This is a genomic window from Siccirubricoccus sp. G192, assembly GCF_019084075.1.
Lineage (GTDB): Bacteria > Pseudomonadota > Alphaproteobacteria > Acetobacterales > Acetobacteraceae > G192.
Map to the genome: position 1 here is coordinate 3,688,204 of NZ_JAHREN010000001.1, position 16,366 is coordinate 3,704,569.

Sequence of the window (16,366 nt, forward strand, 5' to 3'; positions counted from 1 at the left end):
CCCCACTTACCGAGGCCGCCCTGAAGCTGCTGTTTCTGGTCTTGAACCGGGCCGAGAAGGCCTGGATCATGCCGCCGCGTGAGTGGGCCATGGCCAAGGCACAATTCGCCGTTCTGTTCGGCGAGCGATTCACCAGGGCCATGGCGTGACGGTGTGCAACCGCTCAGCCGCACACGGAAATCCCGACACTCCCCGACCTCACTCGGCAAACGCCCGAGCGCCAGCTTGAAAGCCGGGTCGCGCCGGAGGCTATCGGCGTCGTTGGCATCCTCATAGCCGGCCGAGATCATCAGCATGCGGAAGCGCAGGATGTCGGCTACCTCATGCCGGACCCGCTCCGCCAGCCGCGGGTCGTCGATGCCGGCGGCCAGGCGCTCGGCAATGCCGAGACGCTGCTCGACCTCGCGCAGCGCCAGCACGCTCGCATCGGAGGAAAGCTGCCCGCCGTCGAAGCGGGTGATGAGAGATTTGCCCGCGACGGGTGACAGGCCGGGCAGCGGCGGCGTAGCTTCAACTTTGGCGGGCATGGGCTCCGGAAGCGGCTGGATATGGGTGTCGCAACCAATTCCTATTGCTGGTCAAAGGCTTGCACCATGCCCGCCAGCCCTCGTGCATGATCCGGGCTAGCATGTATACTCAGACGCCGCTGGCTGTGACAGACGATCCCCTAGATCTAGCACTGGCCAATTTCCGGAGGGTTGTTCGATGGACGTTGTGTTGTGACGCTGTCTCTCACCATCTCGCCGCCGTGGGAGTCACCTGTCTGGTATGAAGCCACGGTGCAGTTGGCGCTCCAGGACCTCTGCGCGGCGCGCGATGTCGTCTTCGACGTTGGCGCGAACATCGGCGGCATAGCTACCATGGCAGCGCAGCATGTGGGCCCAACAGGCAGGGTCGTTGCCTTCGAGGCAAGCCCGCGAAATCTGGCTCAGTTGCACTACAATCTGGCGGCGCTGCATGCCGTGAACGTTAACGTCGTGCCGGTTGCAGTCGCAGGCGAGGACGGACAGCTGCTTGGCTTCTATTATGGGGGCTCCGCGGTCGCCGACAGCCTGGCGCAACTCCGGGCCGGACCGCCTGACGCTTTCGTGCCATCCGTCACTCTCGACGCGTTCTGCGCACGTTCGGGCCTAGTACCAGACGTGGTGAAAATGGACATTGAAGGCGGTGAGTTCGATGCCCTGGCGGGATTCATGATGCAGCTTGAGCGCCCATCGCCGCCGCCGCTGGTTCTGGAAGTCACGAGCCGTGTCATGGAACTGCATGCTCTGCTTTCGAGCCTAGGCTATTCAGGCGTTGACCTGTCAACCTATGGGCGCTTTGATCCGGCGGCCGCGGCGCAGGGCATCAGCAATGTCCTCTACGTGCATCCGCGCAACACGAAGGGCGTCCGCTATCTCCACGGACGCAAGGTAGCGACGCGCAACATCGACTGGAGGCTACCTGAGTTAAGCTCTGGCGGCGGTATCGCACGGGGCAAAGGACCGGAAGAAATCGAGGCCGGCGCTTCCATCCAGTTTGGTCGCCTTGAACCTGGGCGTTACATTCTTGAGTTTCAGGGCGGAAGCATAGGAACGGATGTCGAGGCGGAGATCGCGATCGGCATGCCAGGCCGGACCCTCTCGCTCCACATAGCCATGCTGAGCCACTTGGTGCGGCATTACTCGAGTATGCCGTTCCATGTCCCTATCGCTGCGGATGTCCACCTTCGGCTAAAGCGTGCGCCTCTCGAAACCTTTCGCGCTGCTCTTGGATCCTTATCAGTCAGCCGTGTCGAATTTCAATGACCGGGCGCGCACCCTCAAGGTAGGCATGCGAAGTCTGGCCAAAATTGCGTGATCGGCACTGCCCTTGGCGACGCAATCCAGGGTGACAGGAATGCCAACTATTGCGTGCGCGGCGCGGGCAGCAGCGGCACGCTGGTCGGCGGGCTGGGCTGGACATCCTTGATGGCGGCGACGAAGATCCCATCACCTACGCTGGCGCGGCACGCAAGGTCACTATTGAGCTTGCCGACGGTGCCGACACCGGCATTGCTCTCGTCTGGAACGCGACGGGAACCGACATCAAAGAAGTTGAATCGGCTGAATCGGTTATGTTGCTGTCTGCGGCACTGGATTTGGCGGTGCTGCATGTGGAAGCCGGAACACCGTCGTGCCTGTGATCGGCGCGGGCTTCATTATCTGAGCGATCTGACCGATGCTGAATGGGCGCTGGTGCAACCGCTGATCCGGCCTGCCAAGCGGGGCGGCCGTCCTCGGACGGTGAATGTGCGGGAAGTGCTGAACTGTGCCGTCCAAAGACATCATTTCAAATTTCGTAACGCCAACTCAATGGCATACTCGCGGACCTGAAGGTATTCCCCCGCCGGGTCGTAAGCCGCACTGGCTGGCCCCAAAGCGGCGTCTTGGCTGCACGCTCGCACACCCGGCCAATCGGGCAGAGGCCGCCGAGGACCTCGTGTAGGCGATCCCAATTGTAATGGTGCACCCAGAGCGCGAGCTGCTCGCTGATGTCGGGCGCACGCGCGTCGGCGGCAGCCCAGAATTTCTCGAGCACGGTGCGCCGCGCTCGCTCCACCTTGCCGTTCAGATGCGGCGAGCGAGGCGGGATGGGGCGGAACCTGATCGCCTCGGCCATAAGGGGACGCTGAACCTTCTCCGCGAAGAACTCGGCGCCACGGTCGGTCTGCACCCGCTGGATCGCGAATGGCATCTCGTCCAGCACCTGGTCGAGGGACAACAAGGCCGCCGCGGCACTCGGGGGGCGGGCGAGGCCCGCTACCAGGTAGCAGCTGCAGTCGTCGATGGCGGTGAACTGGTACAACCCAGGCCGGATCTTGTAGTTGCCGATCTGCACCCGGTCGCCCGGCACCGGCCGGCTGTAGCGTTTCGGCCGGTGCCGCCTCCGTTTCCGCCGCGGCGGCACGCCGAGATCGTGCCGCACCAGGACCTTGTGGACGTCGAGGGCGACAACTGGAGGCCATGCAGACGGCGCAGCTCATTCCGCAGCCGCTTGACCCCGAGCCGTCGCTCCCGGCGCAGCGAGAGGATCAACTCCTCTTCCGTGCCCCCCACTGTAAGCGCGGCGTCGAGGCCCGTCTTCCTGCGGGGTGGGTAGATGTGCTGGTTCGGCGTGGAGCATGGAGCTTCGGGCCGACATTATGGTCGACATTAACGATGACGCGAAGGACGGCGGCTATCGGCGTGTAGAGGTTCTGACCGGGCCTGGCCGACGGCGGAAGTGGTCTGAGGACGACAAGGCGCGGATCGTGGCGGAGACGCTGCGGCCGGGCACGGTGGTGGCCGATGTGGCGCGACGCTGGCAGGTCAGTTCGCAGCAGGTGTTCACGTGGCGTCGGGAGATGCGGCGCGCGGCGGTGGCGCCGCTGAGCTTCGTGCCGGTCGTGGCGGAGACGCCGGTGCGTGCGCCCGAGGCGGCTCTGCCATTGCCTGCGCCACCATCAATCGAGGTGGGGGTGGCCGGCGCGGTTCTGCGCGTCACGCCCGGCACTGACGTCGACCTGCTGACGGCGGTGTTGCGGGCCATTCGAGCGTCAGCGGCATGATCGCGCCGCCCGCCGGGGCGCGGATCCTGCTGGCCACCAAGCCGGTCGACTTCCGCAAGGGCGCGCACAGCCTGGCCGCGCTCGCCGTCGAGGTGCTGGGCGCCGATCCCTTTACGGGCGCGGTGCTGGTGTTCCGGTCGCGGCGCGCCGACCGGATCAAGATCCTGCTTTGGGACGGCAGCGGCCTGGTCCTCGTCTGGAAGCAACTGGAGGCCTCCACGTTCCGCTGGCCGGTGATCGTGGACGGCGTGGTCCGCCTGACGCCGGTGGAGTTCGCCGCGCTGTTCGACGGCATTGATTGGCGACGCGTCCAGGCCACGCGGGAGATTCCCACGCCGAGCGTCCCTGCATAGAATCGGCGGCACGATGCGCGCCGCGGATGACGACACGCCGAGCCTGCCGGAGGATGCTGCGACGCTGCGCGCGCTGCTGATCGAGACGCTGGCGAGGTGCGACACGCTCAGCACCGAGCTTGGGAGCATTACCGCCGAGCGTGATGCACTGGCGAGCCAGAATGAGCGCCTGCAGCACCTGCTGCTGAAGCTCAAGCGCCGTCAGTTCGGCACGAAGTCCGAGCGTCTCCCGGAGGAGCAGTTGCTGTTCGCGTTCGAGGAGATCGAGGCGACGCTGGCTGGCAACGCGGCCGAGGCGGGCAAGCGGTCTCCGACGCTGCGCGATAACCAGACCAAGCGTCGCCGCGAGGGCCGCGGCGGCCTGCCGGCGCATCTGCCACGGGTCGAGCAGGTGCTGGCGCCGGAGGCGACGACCTGCCCCTGCTGCCAGGGCCCGCTGGTCGAGATCGGCAGCGACACCGCCAGGCGGCTGGACGTGATCCCCGCCCAGTTCCGCGTCGTCGTGACGAAGCGGCCGAAGCTGGCGTGTCGCGCCTGCCCCGGCGTGGTCATGCAGGAGCCCGCGCCGGCCCGCCTGATTGAGGGGGGCATGCCGACCGAGGCAACGGTCGCGCATGTGCTGGTCTCCCGCTACGCCGACCACCTGCCGCTTTATCGCCAGTCGCAGATCCTGGCGCGGCAGGGGATCGAGATCGGCCGCGAGGTGCTCGCCGACTGGGCCGGCACGGGTGCGACGGAGATCGTCCCCGTGGTCCGGCGGATGCGCGAGATCCTGCTCGGCTCGTTGCGGCTGTTCGCCGACGAGACCACCATGCCGGTCCTCGACCCAGGGCGCGGTCAGACGAAGAAGGGCTATGCCTGGGCAATCGCCCGCGATGACCGGCCCTGGGGCGGAGTGGACCCGCCGGCGGTGGTGTTCCACTACGCGCCGGGCCGCGGCGCCGAGCATGCAAAAGCACTGCTGGCCGGCTACCAGGGCATCCTACAATGCGACGGCTACGGTGCGTACAAAACGCTGGCCGCGGCGGATGGCGGCATCACGCTGGCATTCTGCTGGAGCCATGTGCGGCGGGAATTCATCGAACTGGCGAGGGGCAAGACCGCGCCGATCGCCCAGGAGACGTTGAAGCGCATCGCTGCCCTCTACGCGGTCGAGACGGAGCTGCGCGGCAAGCCACCTGACCTCCGTCGAGTGGGCCGGCAGGAACAGAGCCGTCCCCTCGTCGAGGCGCTGTTCGCCTGGCTCTCGGAGCAACTGGCACGCCTGCCCGGCGGCAGCCCCACCGCGGGGGCCATCCGCTACGCGCTGAACCATCGCGACGGCTTGGTGCGGTTCCTGGATGACGGCAGGATCGAGCTCGACAACAACACCGTGGAACGCGCCATTCGGCCGATCTGTCTCAGCCGAAAGAACGCGTTATTCGCCTCCGGCGACGATGGCGGGGCAAGATGGGCGGCCGTGGCCTCCCTGGTCGAGACCTGCAAGCTGAACGGCGTCGACCCGCAGCGCTACTTCACTGACGTGCTGACCCGCCTCGTGAACGGCTGGCCCAACGGCCACATCGACGAGCTCATGCCGTGGTGCTGGGCGCCCAACCACAACGGCTGACCGTCAAACGCGAGCCACACGGGCCTCGTCGCCGCGCTTACTGAACCGCCCCGAGTTTGCCGGAGGCCCTACCTGTTGAGAGGATGGGGTCATGACGAAGAAGACGTCGAATCGGTTTTCGCCTGAGATCCGGCAACGGGCGGTGCGGATGGTGCTGGATCACGGAGGTGACCACGCCTCGCAGTGGTCGGCCATCGGCTCGATCGCGGCGAAGATCGGCTGCACGGCCGAGACGTTGCGCAAGTGGGTTCGGCAAGCTGAGCGTGATAGCGGCCAGCGACCCGGTGCGACGACGGAGGAGCGCGAGCGGATCAAGACCCTGGAGCGCGAGGTCCGTGAGCTGCGCCAGGCCAATGAGATCCTGCGCAAGGCGTCGGCTTATTTTGCGATGGCGGAGCTCGACCGCCGCTCGAAGCCATGATCGCCTTCATCGACGGACATCGTGAGGTCTACGGTGTCGAGCCGATCTGCAGGGTGCTGCCGATCGCCCGTCGACCTACCACGCCCATGTCGCGCAGCGGGCCGATCCAGCCAAAGCCTCGCCGCGCGCCCGGCAGGACCTGGTGCTCATGGCGCAGATCCGGCGGGTGCACGAGGCCAACTTCGGGGTCTACGGCGCGCGCAAGGTCTGGCGGCAGCTCGGTCGGGAGGGCATCACGGTGGCCCGCTGCACGGTGGAACGCCTGATGCGGCGGATGGGCCTGCGCGGCGCCGTTCGCGGCAAGGAAGCCAGGACCACCATCGCCGACAAGGCCTCGCCCTGCCCGGCGGACAAGGTGAACCGGCACTTCCAGGCGCCGCATCCGAACGCCCTGTGGGTGTCGGACTTTACCTATGTCGCCACCTGGCAGGGCTTCGTGTACGTGGCCTTCATCATCGACGTCTTCGCCCGCCGCATCGTCGGCTGGCGGGTGTCGAGGACGGCGCATGCGGACTTCGTCCTCGATGCCCTCGATCAGGCGCTGCACGACCGCCGTCCGCTGAAGGGCGGCCTCATCCATCATAGCGACCGGGGCGGGCAAGGTGGATTCAAGTGGTCGTCGCAACACTCTGGTTGGGACGGTCAGTGATGGCAGGTCGGCGGCGTTCGGAACGAGCACTGCGAGCGGTGTTGGGGCGGTCACCTGGGCGGCCAGGCGTGGCTCAGCGCGAGAACCGGCGGCAGTTCTGGGCGGCGATTGCGACGGGCCTGTCGAGCGAGGACGCGGCGATTGGTGCAGGCGTGTCGCCGCCAGTAGGCTTCCGCTGGTTCCGGGAGGCGGGCGGCATGCCACCAAAGATACTTGCACCATCGGCGAAGCCACCTTCGGAGCGGTACCTGTTGTTCACGGAGCGCGAGGAGATTGCGCTGTTGCGGGCGCAGGGCTGTGGGGTGCGGGAGACGGCCCGGCGGCTGGGGCGGGACGCCTCGACGATCTCGCGTGAACTGCGACGGAACGCAGCCACGCGTAGCGGCGGTCTGGAGTACCGGGCCACGACGGCGCAGTGGCATGCCGAGCGGGCGGCGCGTCGGCCAAAGCCGGCGAAGCTGGCTGTGCGCGCGACGTTGCGGAAGTATGTTCAGGACCGGCTCGCGGGTGCGGTTGCCGGTCCGGGCGGGGCTTCGGTTGGCGGGCCCGTCGTGCCCTGGAGGGGCCGTCGGCACGGGCGCCGGCAGCACCGCCGGTGGGCGAGGGCGTGGAGCCCCGAGCAAATTGCCCGACGGCTGCGGCTCGACTTCCCTGGTGACGAGACAATGCGCATCAGCCATGAGGCCATCTACCAGGCGCTGTACGTACAAGGGGCGCGGCGCGCTGCGGCGTGAGCTGACCGCCTGCCTGCGGACCGGGCGGGCGCTCCGGGTGCCGCGGGCGCGCAGCCGCGGACGGGGCAAGTCGCATGTCACGCCCGAGGTCATGATCAGCGAACGGCCGGCGGAGGTGGCCGACCGGGCGGTGCCAGGCCACTGGGAGGGGGACCTGATCCTCGGCTTGGGCAGTTCGGCGATCGGCACGCTGGTCGAGCGGACGACACGGTTCACCCTGTTGCTCCACCTGCCGCGCATGGCGGGACACGGGGGGGGGTGATCGGGTGAAAAACGGGCCTGCCCTGGCGGGCCATGGTGCCGTGGCGGTATGCGGCGCCATCACGCGCTCGATCAGGACGCTGCCCCAGCAGCTGCGACAATCCTTGACCTGGGATCAAGGTGCGGAGCTGAGCCAGCACGCGCAGCTGCGAATCGATACCGGTGTGCAGGTCTACTTCTGTGACCCACACAGCCCCTGACAGCGCGGCACGAACGAGAACACGAACGGGCTGCTACGGCAGTACTTCCCAAAAGGGACCGATCTGACCGCGCACAGCGCCGAAGAGCTCGCAGCTGTGGCTGCGGCGCTCAACGCCAGGCCTCGCAAGACGCTCGGCTGGAGAACGCCAGCCGAAGCGCTTGACGAGGCGCTGCGATCGGCTCAGGCAGGCGTTGCGACGACCAGTTGAGCGTAAGCCCTCGCCACCTACGCCAGTGGCCGGTCCGTTACGCCATCTAGTCCGACCATCTCCTACCAGAATATCATCCTAGCTCTACCTCCGTTCGGTATAAGCGGCTCCACGCTCCCGGACGTTCACGTCCGTCCGCGATCTGCCCTAGACTACAGGCAAGCCGCATCGGGAGAAGCCTCCATGGCAGCCATCGGAATCCGCGCCGCGTGATCCGCTATGTGGCCAGCCGCCTGCTCGGCGCGGCCGTCATGGCCGTGCTGGCGACCCTGGTGGTCTTCCTCATCGCCAATACCGTCCCCGGCGATCCCGTGCTGGCGCAATTGGGCGATATCGCCGCCAGCAACCCGGAAACGGTACGGGAATGGCGGGCGAAATGGGGCCTCGACCTGCCGCTCTGGGAGCGGTACGGCCTGTTCCTGCGGGGGCTACTGAACGGCGATCTCGGCACTTCCATCGCCTCGCAGCGGCCGGTGCTGGAGGATATCCTGCAATACGCGCCGGCGACGATCGAACTCGCCACCATCGCCTTTATCCTGGCACTGGCCGCCGGCATCCCGCTCGGCATCGCCGCCGCGGTGTGGCGGGACAGTTGGGTGGATGCGGCGGCGCGGATGGTGTCGCTGATCGGCGTCTCCTCCCCCACTTTCTGGCTCGCCTTCGTCATGCTGGCATTGTTCTATGGCGGCCTGCAGATCGCCCCCGGTCCCGGAAGGCTGGACCCCATCGCCTTTCCGCCGCCCGATGTGACGGGGCTTTTCCTGGTCGACAGCATCCTCGCCGGCGACTGGGAGGCCTTCCATGACGCGGCGGCGCATCTGGTGCTGCCCTCGATCGTGCTGGCCGCCGCCACCATCGGCCTGATCACCCGCACCACCCGGGCGGCGATGCTGGAGGCGATGGGCCAGGACTATGTGCGCGTCTCCCGCTCCAAGGGGTTGCCGGAACGCTTCATCGTGCTGCGCCATATCCTGCCGAATGCGCTGATCCCGGTGGTGACGCTGGGCGGCTTGGCCTTCGCCAACCTGCTGGCCGGGGCCGTCATGACGGAGACGGTCTTCTCCTGGCCCGGCCTCGGCCGCTACACCTTCCGCAGCGCCGCCGCCCTGGATTTCCCGGCCATCATGGGCATCACGCTGGTGGTCAGCGTCTCGACCCTGCTGGTGAACCTGCTGGTCGATCTCTCCTATGCGCTGCTTGACCCGCGGGTGCGGCGATGAGCGGTGCGGGGCTGGCCCTGCCGGCCGTGCCCACGCGGGGCCAGCGGGCCTGGCGGCGCTACGGGCTGGCCGGGATCGGCGCCGCCATCGTGCTGGGCTGGCTGCTGGTGGCGCTGCTGGCACCCTGGATCGCCCCCTACGACCCGGATTTCGTGGATGTGGCGAACCGTTTGCGGCCACCCTCGGCGGCGCATCTGCTGGGCACGGATGCGCTGGGGCGGGACTGCTTCTCCCGGCTGCTCTGGGGCTCGCGCGTCTCGCTGCTGGCGGGGTTCGCGGTGGTGCTGCTGGGGGCGCTGTTCGGCACCCTGGTCGGCATGGTCGCCGCCTATGCCCGTGGCTGGGTCGATGAGGCGCTGATGCGGCTGACCGACCTGGTGCTGTGCTTCCCGCCGATCATCCTGGCGCTCGCCATTGCCGCGGCGCTGGGCATCGGCACCACCAATACCGTCATCGCCATGCTGGTGGTCTGGTGGCCGAAATTCGCCCGGCTCTCCCGCGCCCTCGCCCTGGTGCAGCGCGGCCAGGAATATGTGGAGGCGGCGGTGGTGCTGGGGCTGCGGCCGGCGCGCATCCTCGGCCGGCATATCGCGCCCAATGCGGTGGGGCCGCTGGTGGTGCTGGTGACGCTGGATGTGGGCAATGCCATCATCACCTTCGCGGGTCTCTCCTTTCTCGGGCTCGGCGTGGTGCCGCCCACGGCGGAATGGGGCGCCATGGTGGCCGAGGGACGGGAGCTGGTGGAGCAGTGGTGGGTGGCCACCTTCCCCGGCCTCGCCATCCTGACCGTTGTGCTCGGCTTCAACTTCCTGGGCGACGGGTTGCGCGACTGGCTGGACCCCAAGGCGCGCAGCCGGTGACGGCGCCGCCCGTCCTGGAGGTGCCCGTCCTGGAGGTGCAAGACCTCCGCACGGTCTTCCTGACCGATGCCGGCCCGGTCCGCGCGGTGGATGGCGTGTCCTTCCGCCTCGGCGCCGGTGAGACGCTCGGCATCGTCGGTGAGAGCGGCAGCGGCAAGAGCGTCACCGCCCTCTCGCTGCTGCGCCTGCTGGAGGAGCCCGCCCGCATCGTCGGTGGGCAGATGCGTTTCCAGGGCCGCGACCTGCTGGCCATGCGGCCGGAGGAATTGCAGGCGCTGCGTGGCGACCGCATGGCGATGGTCTTCCAGGACCCGATGACCGGCCTCAACCCGGTCATCCGCATCCTGCGCCAGCTCACCGAGCATATGGTCTCGCATGGCCATCACACGCCGGCGGCCGCGAAGCACCGCGCCATCACCCTGCTCGGCCGCATGGGGATCACCACGCCGGAACGCACCGTCACGGGCTTCCCGCATGAATTCTCCGGTGGGATGCGCCAGCGCGTGATGCTGGCCATGGGCTTCGCCAATGATCCGGCCCTGCTGGTCGCGGATGAGCCCACCACCGCGCTCGATGTCACGATCCAGGCGCAGATCCTCGATCTGCTGCGCGGGCTGAACCGGGATTTCGGCACCGCGATCCTGCTCATCAGCCATGATCTCGGCGTCATCGGCAGCGTCTGCGCGCGGGTCGCGGTGATGTATGCCGGGGAGGTGGTGGAGGAAGCCGCCACCGAGGCGGTGCTGGCCGATCCGCGCCACCCCTATGCCTGGGCGCTGGTCAATGCGGTGCCGCGCATCGACCAGCCGCTGGGCGCCGAACGCCGCCTGACCAGCATCGAGGGCGCGCCGCCGGACGCGCTGGACCTGCCCACCGGCTGCCGCTTCGCGCCGCGCTGCCCCTTCCGCATCGCCAGATGCGAGACGCAGCACCCGCCGCTGGCGGAGGTGGCGCCGGGCCGCCTGGCGCGCTGCTGGGTGACGCAGGCGGGCGCGGTGCTGCCCAAACCCGGTGGCACGGGTTTCGCGGAGCCCGGGGCGGAGCGCGTCAGACCGGAAGCGGCCGCGCCCCTGCTTTCCGTGCGCGGGCTGGTGAAGCACTTCCCCCTCCCCCGCGAGACCCTGTTCTCGCCGCGCCGGGTCGTGCATGCCGTCAATGGCGTCGACCTGGAGGTGGCGCGCGGCGAGACGCTTGGCATCGTCGGAGAGAGTGGCTGCGGTAAATCCACCCTGGCCCGCCTCATCACCCGCATCCATACACCGACCGCCGGCAGCATCCGCTTCGATGGCCAGGAGATCGCCGGGGCTTCCGCCGCTGCCATCCGGCCGCTGCGCCGGCGGATGCAGATGGTGTTCCAGGACCCCTATGCCTCGCTCAACCCGCGCATGCGGATCGGCGATACCCTGGCCGAGCCGCTGGTCGCGCACGGCCTGCTGCGCCGTGGCGCCGAGGCGCGGGAGCGGGTGGCCGAACTGCTTTCCACCGTCGGGCTGAACCCGGCCTGGGCCGCCCGTTTCCCGCATGAGTTCAGCGGCGGCCAGCGGCAGCGCATCTCCATCGCCCGGGCGCTGGCGCTGCAACCGGACCTGGTGGTGGCGGATGAGCCGATCAGCGCCCTCGATGTGAATATCCAGGCGCAGATCCTGAACCTGATGCTGAATCTGCAGGAACGCTTCGGCCTCACCTACCTGTTCATCGCGCATGACCTGGCGGTGGTGCGGCATCTCTGCGACCGGGTGATGGTGCTCTATCTCGGCCAAGTAATGGAGAGCGCGCGCAGCGCCGATCTCTTCGCGCGGCCGCTGCACCCCTATACCCGCGTGCTGATCTCCGCCGTGCCGGTGCCGGATGTCGGCGCGCAACGCGGCCGGCAGCGCGTGGTCCTGCAGGGCGAGCCGCCGGGCACCTTGGTGCTGCCCACCGGCTGCCCCTTCCGCAGCCGCTGCCCGATTGCCCGCCCAGTCTGCGAAACCCCGCCGCCGCTCGCCGAGCACACCCCTGGTCGCTGGGCCGCCTGCCATTTCCCGGGCGAGTTCGACCCCGGCAGCAGCCAGGCTTTGCCCTCCGCCCAGGCTCGTGCTGAATCGCCCGCATGACCCAGCACCTGCCCGCCATCCTTGCCCATATCAATGCGGAGGCGCCGGCCGCCGAGGCGCGCCTCTGCGACTGGCTGCGCATCCCCAGCATCAGCGCCCAGCCCGCCCATGCCGGGGATTGCAGGCGTGCCGCCGAATGGATGCGCGACCAGCTTGCCGCCATCGGCTTCACCGCCGGGCTCCGCCCCACCGCCGACCATCCGGTGGTGGTCGGGCACCATCCCGGCCCCGGCCCCGGCGCGCCGCATCTGCTGTTCTACGGCCATTACGATGTGCAACCAGCCGATCCGCTGGCGCTCTGGACCTCGCCGCCCTTTGAGCCCGCCATCGTCCAGGGCCCGCATGGCCCCCGCGTGGTGGCGCGCGGCGCGGTGGATGACAAGGGCCAGACCATGATGTGGCTGGAGGCGCTGCGGGCCTGGCACGCCATCGCCGGCGGCCCGCCCTGCCGGGTGACGGTGCTGGTGGAGGGCGAGGAGGAGGTCGGCAGCCCGAGCCTGGACGCCTTCCTCGCCGCCAACCGGGCGGAACTGGCGGCCGATGTCGCAGTCATCAGCGATACCGGCATGTGGGATATCGATACGCCAGCCATCACCACCCGGCTGCGCGGCATGGTCTATGCCCAGATCGATCTGCGGGCGGCGCGGCGGGACCTGCATTCCGGCCTCTATGGCGGCTCCGCGCTGAACCCCATCAACCTCCTCACTCGTATTCTGGGTGAGTTGCAGGATGATGACGGCCGCGTCCGCATCCCCGGCTTCTATGAGGGCATCGCCGAGATCGGGCCGCAGCAGGCGGCGGAATGGGCGGCGCTTGGCTTCGACGAGGGCGCCTATCTCGGCGATATCGGCCTCTCGGTCCCGAGTGGCGAGCGCGACCGGGCAGCCCTGGAACGGCTCTGGGCGCGGCCCACCGCCGACCTCAACGGCATCTGGGGTGGCTATACCGGCGAGGGCAGCAAGACCGTGATCGCGGCGGAGGCCCACGCCAAGCTCTCCTGCCGCCTGGTCCCCGGCCAGGATCCGGCGCGGGTCGCCGAGGGCATCCGCCGCTTCGTGGCGGAGCGCCTGCCCGCGGATGCCAGCGCCGAGGTCACCATCCTGACCACCACCCCCGGCATCGAGGTGCCGGCGGAATCGCGCTGGGTCCGCGCCGCCCGCGTCGCGCTGGCCGAGGAATATGGCCGCCCCGCGGTACTGATCGGCAGCGGCGGCTCCATCCCCGTGGTCGAGAGCATGCGGCGCCTGCTCGGCCTCAACAGCCTGCTGGTGGGCTTCGGCCTGGCCGATGATCAGGTGCATAGTCCGAACGAAAAATTCGAGCTGCGCTGCTTCCACCAGGGCACCCGCAGCCATGCCCGGATGCTGGCGGCCTTCGCCGGCTGATACCGACCCGGGGATGGCGGCCGGGTTGCCTTCCCCGGTCTGGCGCGCTACCGCCCGGCCGTGCCCGAGTCCCCAGCCCTTGCCGCGCCACCTGCCCTCAGGACGGTGGATTTCGACTTTGCCCTGCCGGAGCGGCTGATCGCCCAGCAGCCCGCCCGGCCGCGCGATGCGGCGCGCCTGTTGCTGGTGCGGCCCGATGGGCCCGAGGACCGGCTGATCCAGGACCTGCCGGGCCTGCTCGGCCCCGGCGATGTGCTGGTGGTGAATGACACCAGGGTGATCCCCGCTCGCCTGCATGCCCGACGCGGCGAGGCGGTGCTGGAAATCCTGCTGAACCGGGCCGAGGGCGGGGGCACCTGGCAGGCGCTGGTCCGCAATGCCCGCCGCCTGCGGCCAGGCGATACGCTGGCCATCGAGGGTGCCCCGGACCTCGCCCCCCGGGTGGTGGACCGGCTGGCGGATGGCACGGTGCGCCTCGATTTCGGCCCGGACCAGGCGGTGCTGGCGGCGGCGCTGGAACGGGCCGGGGAGATCCCGCTGCCGCCCTATATCGCCCGCCCCGAAGGCCCGCGCCCCGAGGACCGGGAGGATTACCAGGCGATCTTCGCCTCGCGCCCCGGCGCCGTCGCCGCCCCCACCGCCAGCCTGCATTTCACGGATCGGCTGCTGGCAGCGATCGAGGCGCGCGGCGTGCGGCGGGCCACCGTCACCCTGCATGTCGGCGCCGGCACCTTCCTGCCGCTGCGGGGCGACGACCCGCGCGCGCACCGCCTGCACGCCGAATGGGGCGAGGTGACGCCGGAAGCGGCCGACCTCATCAACGCCGCCCGGCCGGAGGGCGGGCGCATCATCGCCATCGGCACCACTGCGCTCCGGTTGCTGGAGACGGCGGCGCAAGGGGTGGAAGACCCGCTGCGCCCGGTGCGGCCCTTCCGCGGGCTGACCGACATCTTCCTGCTGCCCGGCCACCGCTTCCGCGCGGCGGATGCGCTGCTGACCAATTTCCACCTGCCGAAAAGCACGCTCTTCATGCTGGTCTGCGCCTTCGCCGGCACCGCGCGGATGCAGGCCGCCTATCGCCATGCCATCGGCGAGGACTACCGCTTCTACAGCTATGGCGATGCGAGCCTGCTGTTCCGGGCCGAGGACCCCGCGCCATGACCCTGCACTGGACCGCCGCCGCACGGGACGGCGCTGCCCGCGCCGGGGTGCTGCATACCGCCCATGGCGAGGCGGAAACGCCGGTCTTCATGCCCGTCGGCACCGCCGGCACGGTGAAGGCCATGACCGCCGATGCGGTGCGGGCCACAGGGGCACGCATGGTGCTGGGCAATACCTATCACCTGATGCTGCGTCCTGGGGCGGAGCGCATGGCGCGGCTCGGCGGGCTGCACCGTTTCATGGACTGGCGCGGGCCGATCCTGACGGATTCCGGCGGCTACCAGGTGATGAGCCTGGCCGGGCTGCGCAGCATGGATGAGCAGGGTGTCACCTTCCGCAGCCATATCGACGGCTCCCGCCATCGGCTGACCCCGGAACGCAGCATCGGGATCCAGCATCTGCTGGGCGCCGATGTGACCATGTGCCTCGACGAATGCACGCCCTTCCCGGCAACGGAGGATGAGGCTGCGGCTTCCATGCGGCTCTCCATGCGCTGGGCCGGGCGCTGCCGCGCGGCTTTCGTGCCGCGCGAAGGACATGGGCTGTTCGGCATCGTTCAGGGCAGCACCTTCCCGGCGCTGCGGGCGAAAAGCGTCGCGGCGCTCACCGCCATCGGCTTCGAGGGCTATGCCGTGGGCGGGCTGGCGGTCGGCGAGGGCCAGGCGGCGATGTTCGCAACGCTCGATTGCACCGTGCCCTTGCTGCCGGCGGATGCACCACGCTACCTGATGGGGGTGGGCACGCCGGCGGACCTGGTGGGCGCGGTCCGGCGCGGGATCGACATGTTCGATTGCGTGATCCCCACCCGCTCCGGCCGCACCGGCCGGGCCTATACCAGCCGCGGCGTGCTGAACCTGCGGAATGCCCGGCATGCCGAGGATCCCCGGCCGCTCGACCCCGATTGCGGTTGCCCTGCCTGCACCCGGCATTCGCGTGCCTATCTGCACCACCTCATCAAGTCCGAGGAGATGCTGGGGCCGATGCTGCTGACCTGGCACAACATCCATTACTACCAGACCCTGATGCGCGGCCTTCGCATGGCCATATTGGAGGGCCGGTTCGAGGCGCAGGCGGCGGCGCTGGAGGAGGGCTGGGCCCCGGGCGATGCGCCCCCTGATGATGCGGCAGCCGAAAGCCTGGCCGAGGACCGCGAGGAATTGCGATGAGCGGCAGTCCCACCACCGATGTCTCCGGCCTGACCCTGCTCGGCCGCCCCTCCGGCCTGCCGGCAAGCCCGGACCATGCGCTGCTGGAGCGGGTGCCGAACCCGCATCCAGGCGTGAACTACTGCGTGCGCTTCACGGCGCCCGAGTTCACCAGCCTCTGCCCGCTCACCGGCCAGCCGGATTTCGCGCATCTGGTGATCGACTATGTGCCGGCGGACTGGCTGGTGGAGAGCAAGTCGCTGAAGCTCTACCTCTCCGCCTTCCGCAACCATGGCGCCTTCCATGAAGCCTGCACGGTGGCGATCGCGCGGCGGCTGATCGTGGAGTTGGCGCCGGCCTGGTTGCGGATCGGCGGCTACTGGTATCCGCGCGGCGGCATCCCCATCGACGTTTTCTACCAGAGCGGCGAGCCACCCGCCGGCGTCTGGATTCCCGCGCAGGAGGTGCAGCCCTATCGTGGCCGCGGATAGCGC

General features: G+C 69.0%; 13 protein-coding genes, 5 pseudogenes and 1 other annotated feature. Of the genes and pseudogenes, 16 read left to right on the forward strand and 2 right to left on the reverse strand.

All coding sequences use genetic code 11. The annotated features are described in order from the left end of the window. Positions 1 to 2: 2 nt before the first annotated feature. A pseudogene (locus tag KSF81_RS17765) lies at positions 3 to 149 on the forward strand (IS256 family transposase); the annotation flags it as partial. Between the two features lie 39 nt (positions 150 to 188). Here KSF81_RS17765 and KSF81_RS17770 read toward each other — a convergent pair. Next, positions 189 to 527 (reverse strand): annotated as a pseudogene (locus KSF81_RS17770) (transposase); the annotation flags it as partial. A gap of 192 nt (positions 528 to 719) precedes the next feature. On the opposite strand from KSF81_RS17770, the gene KSF81_RS17775 reads away from it, so the two are divergent. From KSF81_RS17775 to KSF81_RS17785, 3 genes and pseudogenes are all read left to right on the forward strand, one after another. Then, a complete protein-coding gene (locus tag KSF81_RS17775) occupies positions 720 to 1,787 on the forward strand; it encodes an FkbM family methyltransferase (RefSeq protein ID WP_217380103.1) in 1,068 nt (355 codons plus the stop codon). Positions 1,788 to 1,888: 101 nt separating this feature from the next. Then, complete coding sequence (locus KSF81_RS17780; RefSeq protein ID WP_217380104.1) at positions 1,889 to 2,164, forward strand: hypothetical protein; 276 nt, start codon at positions 1,889 to 1,891, stop codon at positions 2,162 to 2,164. Further along, a pseudogene (locus KSF81_RS17785) lies at positions 2,133 to 2,288 on the forward strand (IS5/IS1182 family transposase); the annotation flags it as partial. The gene KSF81_RS17780 and the pseudogene KSF81_RS17785, both read left to right, overlap by 32 nt. 22 nt (positions 2,289 to 2,310) lie before the next feature. On the opposite strand, the gene KSF81_RS31575 reads toward KSF81_RS17785, so the two are convergent. Beyond that, positions 2,311 to 2,946: an integrase core domain-containing protein gene (locus KSF81_RS31575; protein ID WP_217380105.1), complete on the reverse strand. Its 636-nt coding sequence runs from the start codon at positions 2,944 to 2,946 to the stop codon at positions 2,311 to 2,313. A 196-nt stretch (positions 2,947 to 3,142) separates the two neighbouring features. On the opposite strand from KSF81_RS31575, the gene tnpA reads away from it, so the two are divergent. The 12 genes and pseudogenes from tnpA to queF all read left to right on the forward strand — a co-directional run bounded on the left by tnpA (position 3,143) and on the right by queF (position 16,363). Further along, positions 3,143 to 3,568 (forward strand): IS66-like element accessory protein TnpA, encoded by a 426-nt coding sequence (gene tnpA, locus KSF81_RS17795; protein ID WP_217380106.1) that lies wholly within the window; start codon positions 3,143 to 3,145, stop codon positions 3,566 to 3,568. Continuing rightward, positions 3,565 to 3,921 (forward strand): IS66 family insertion sequence element accessory protein TnpB, encoded by a 357-nt coding sequence (tnpB, locus tag KSF81_RS17800; RefSeq protein ID WP_217377503.1) that lies wholly within the window; start codon positions 3,565 to 3,567, stop codon positions 3,919 to 3,921. The genes tnpA and tnpB overlap by 4 nt, the downstream gene beginning before the upstream one ends. A 13-nt stretch (positions 3,922 to 3,934) precedes the next feature. Beyond that, positions 3,935 to 5,530 carry an IS66 family transposase gene (gene tnpC / locus KSF81_RS17805; RefSeq protein WP_217380107.1) on the forward strand — a complete coding sequence of 532 codons (1,596 nt, stop codon included), beginning with the start codon at positions 3,935 to 3,937 and terminating at the stop codon, positions 5,528 to 5,530. A gap of 91 nt (positions 5,531 to 5,621) precedes the next feature. Then, positions 5,622 to 6,552 (forward strand): annotated as a pseudogene (locus tag KSF81_RS17810) (IS3 family transposase); the annotation flags it as partial. Then, positions 5,906 to 6,021: a sequence feature (AL1L pseudoknot), on the forward strand. (Overlaps the previous pseudogene by 116 nt.) A gap of 47 nt (positions 6,553 to 6,599) precedes the next feature. Beyond that, positions 6,600 to 8,005 (forward strand): annotated as a pseudogene (locus KSF81_RS17815) (IS30 family transposase). A gap of 209 nt (positions 8,006 to 8,214) precedes the next feature. After that, positions 8,215 to 9,225, forward strand: coding sequence for an ABC transporter permease (locus KSF81_RS17820; RefSeq protein WP_217380108.1), 1,011 nt, complete (start codon positions 8,215 to 8,217; stop codon positions 9,223 to 9,225). Further along, positions 9,222 to 10,085: an ABC transporter permease gene (locus KSF81_RS17825; RefSeq protein ID WP_217380109.1), complete on the forward strand. Its 864-nt coding sequence runs from the start codon at positions 9,222 to 9,224 to the stop codon at positions 10,083 to 10,085. Before KSF81_RS17820 ends, KSF81_RS17825 begins: the two co-directional genes overlap by 4 nt. Further along, entirely contained in the window at positions 10,082 to 12,181 is a 2,100-nt protein-coding gene (locus KSF81_RS29965; protein WP_309139601.1) for an ABC transporter ATP-binding protein, read from the forward strand. The genes KSF81_RS17825 and KSF81_RS29965 overlap by 4 nt, the downstream gene beginning before the upstream one ends. Next, positions 12,178 to 13,566 (forward strand): dipeptidase, encoded by a 1,389-nt coding sequence (locus KSF81_RS17840; RefSeq protein ID WP_217380110.1) that lies wholly within the window; start codon positions 12,178 to 12,180, stop codon positions 13,564 to 13,566. Before KSF81_RS29965 ends, KSF81_RS17840 begins: the two co-directional genes overlap by 4 nt. 60 nt (positions 13,567 to 13,626) lie before the next feature. Next, positions 13,627 to 14,727 carry a tRNA preQ1(34) S-adenosylmethionine ribosyltransferase-isomerase QueA gene (gene queA / locus KSF81_RS17845; RefSeq protein ID WP_217380111.1) on the forward strand — a complete coding sequence of 367 codons (1,101 nt, stop codon included), beginning with the start codon at positions 13,627 to 13,629 and terminating at the stop codon, positions 14,725 to 14,727. Then, complete coding sequence (tgt, locus tag KSF81_RS17850) at positions 14,724 to 15,893, forward strand: tRNA guanosine(34) transglycosylase Tgt (protein WP_217380112.1); 1,170 nt, start codon at positions 14,724 to 14,726, stop codon at positions 15,891 to 15,893. The genes queA and tgt overlap by 4 nt, the downstream gene beginning before the upstream one ends. Further along, positions 15,890 to 16,363 (forward strand): preQ(1) synthase, encoded by a 474-nt coding sequence (queF, locus tag KSF81_RS17855; protein ID WP_217380113.1) that lies wholly within the window; start codon positions 15,890 to 15,892, stop codon positions 16,361 to 16,363. Before tgt ends, queF begins: the two co-directional genes overlap by 4 nt. The last annotated feature ends 3 nt before the right edge of the window (positions 16,364 to 16,366 follow it).

What these genes read in the sequence shown, in the direction of transcription:
- tgt (WP_217380112.1), top strand. Translation starts at nt 14,724, where the DNA reads ATGACCCTGCACTGGACCGCCGCCGCACGGGACGGCGCTGCCCGCGCC.
- KSF81_RS17825 (WP_217380109.1), top strand. Translation starts at nt 9,222, where the DNA reads ATGAGCGGTGCGGGGCTGGCCCTGCCGGCCGTGCCCACGCGGGGCCAG.
- tnpB (WP_217377503.1), top strand. Translation starts at nt 3,565, where the DNA reads ATGATCGCGCCGCCCGCCGGGGCGCGGATCCTGCTGGCCACCAAGCCG.
- queF (WP_217380113.1), top strand. Translation starts at nt 15,890, where the DNA reads ATGAGCGGCAGTCCCACCACCGATGTCTCCGGCCTGACCCTGCTCGGC.
- KSF81_RS17840 (WP_217380110.1), top strand. Translation starts at nt 12,178, where the DNA reads ATGACCCAGCACCTGCCCGCCATCCTTGCCCATATCAATGCGGAGGCG.
- tnpA (WP_217380106.1), top strand. Translation starts at nt 3,143, where the DNA reads ATGGAGCTTCGGGCCGACATTATGGTCGACATTAACGATGACGCGAAG.
- tnpC (WP_217380107.1), top strand. Translation starts at nt 3,935, where the DNA reads ATGCGCGCCGCGGATGACGACACGCCGAGCCTGCCGGAGGATGCTGCG.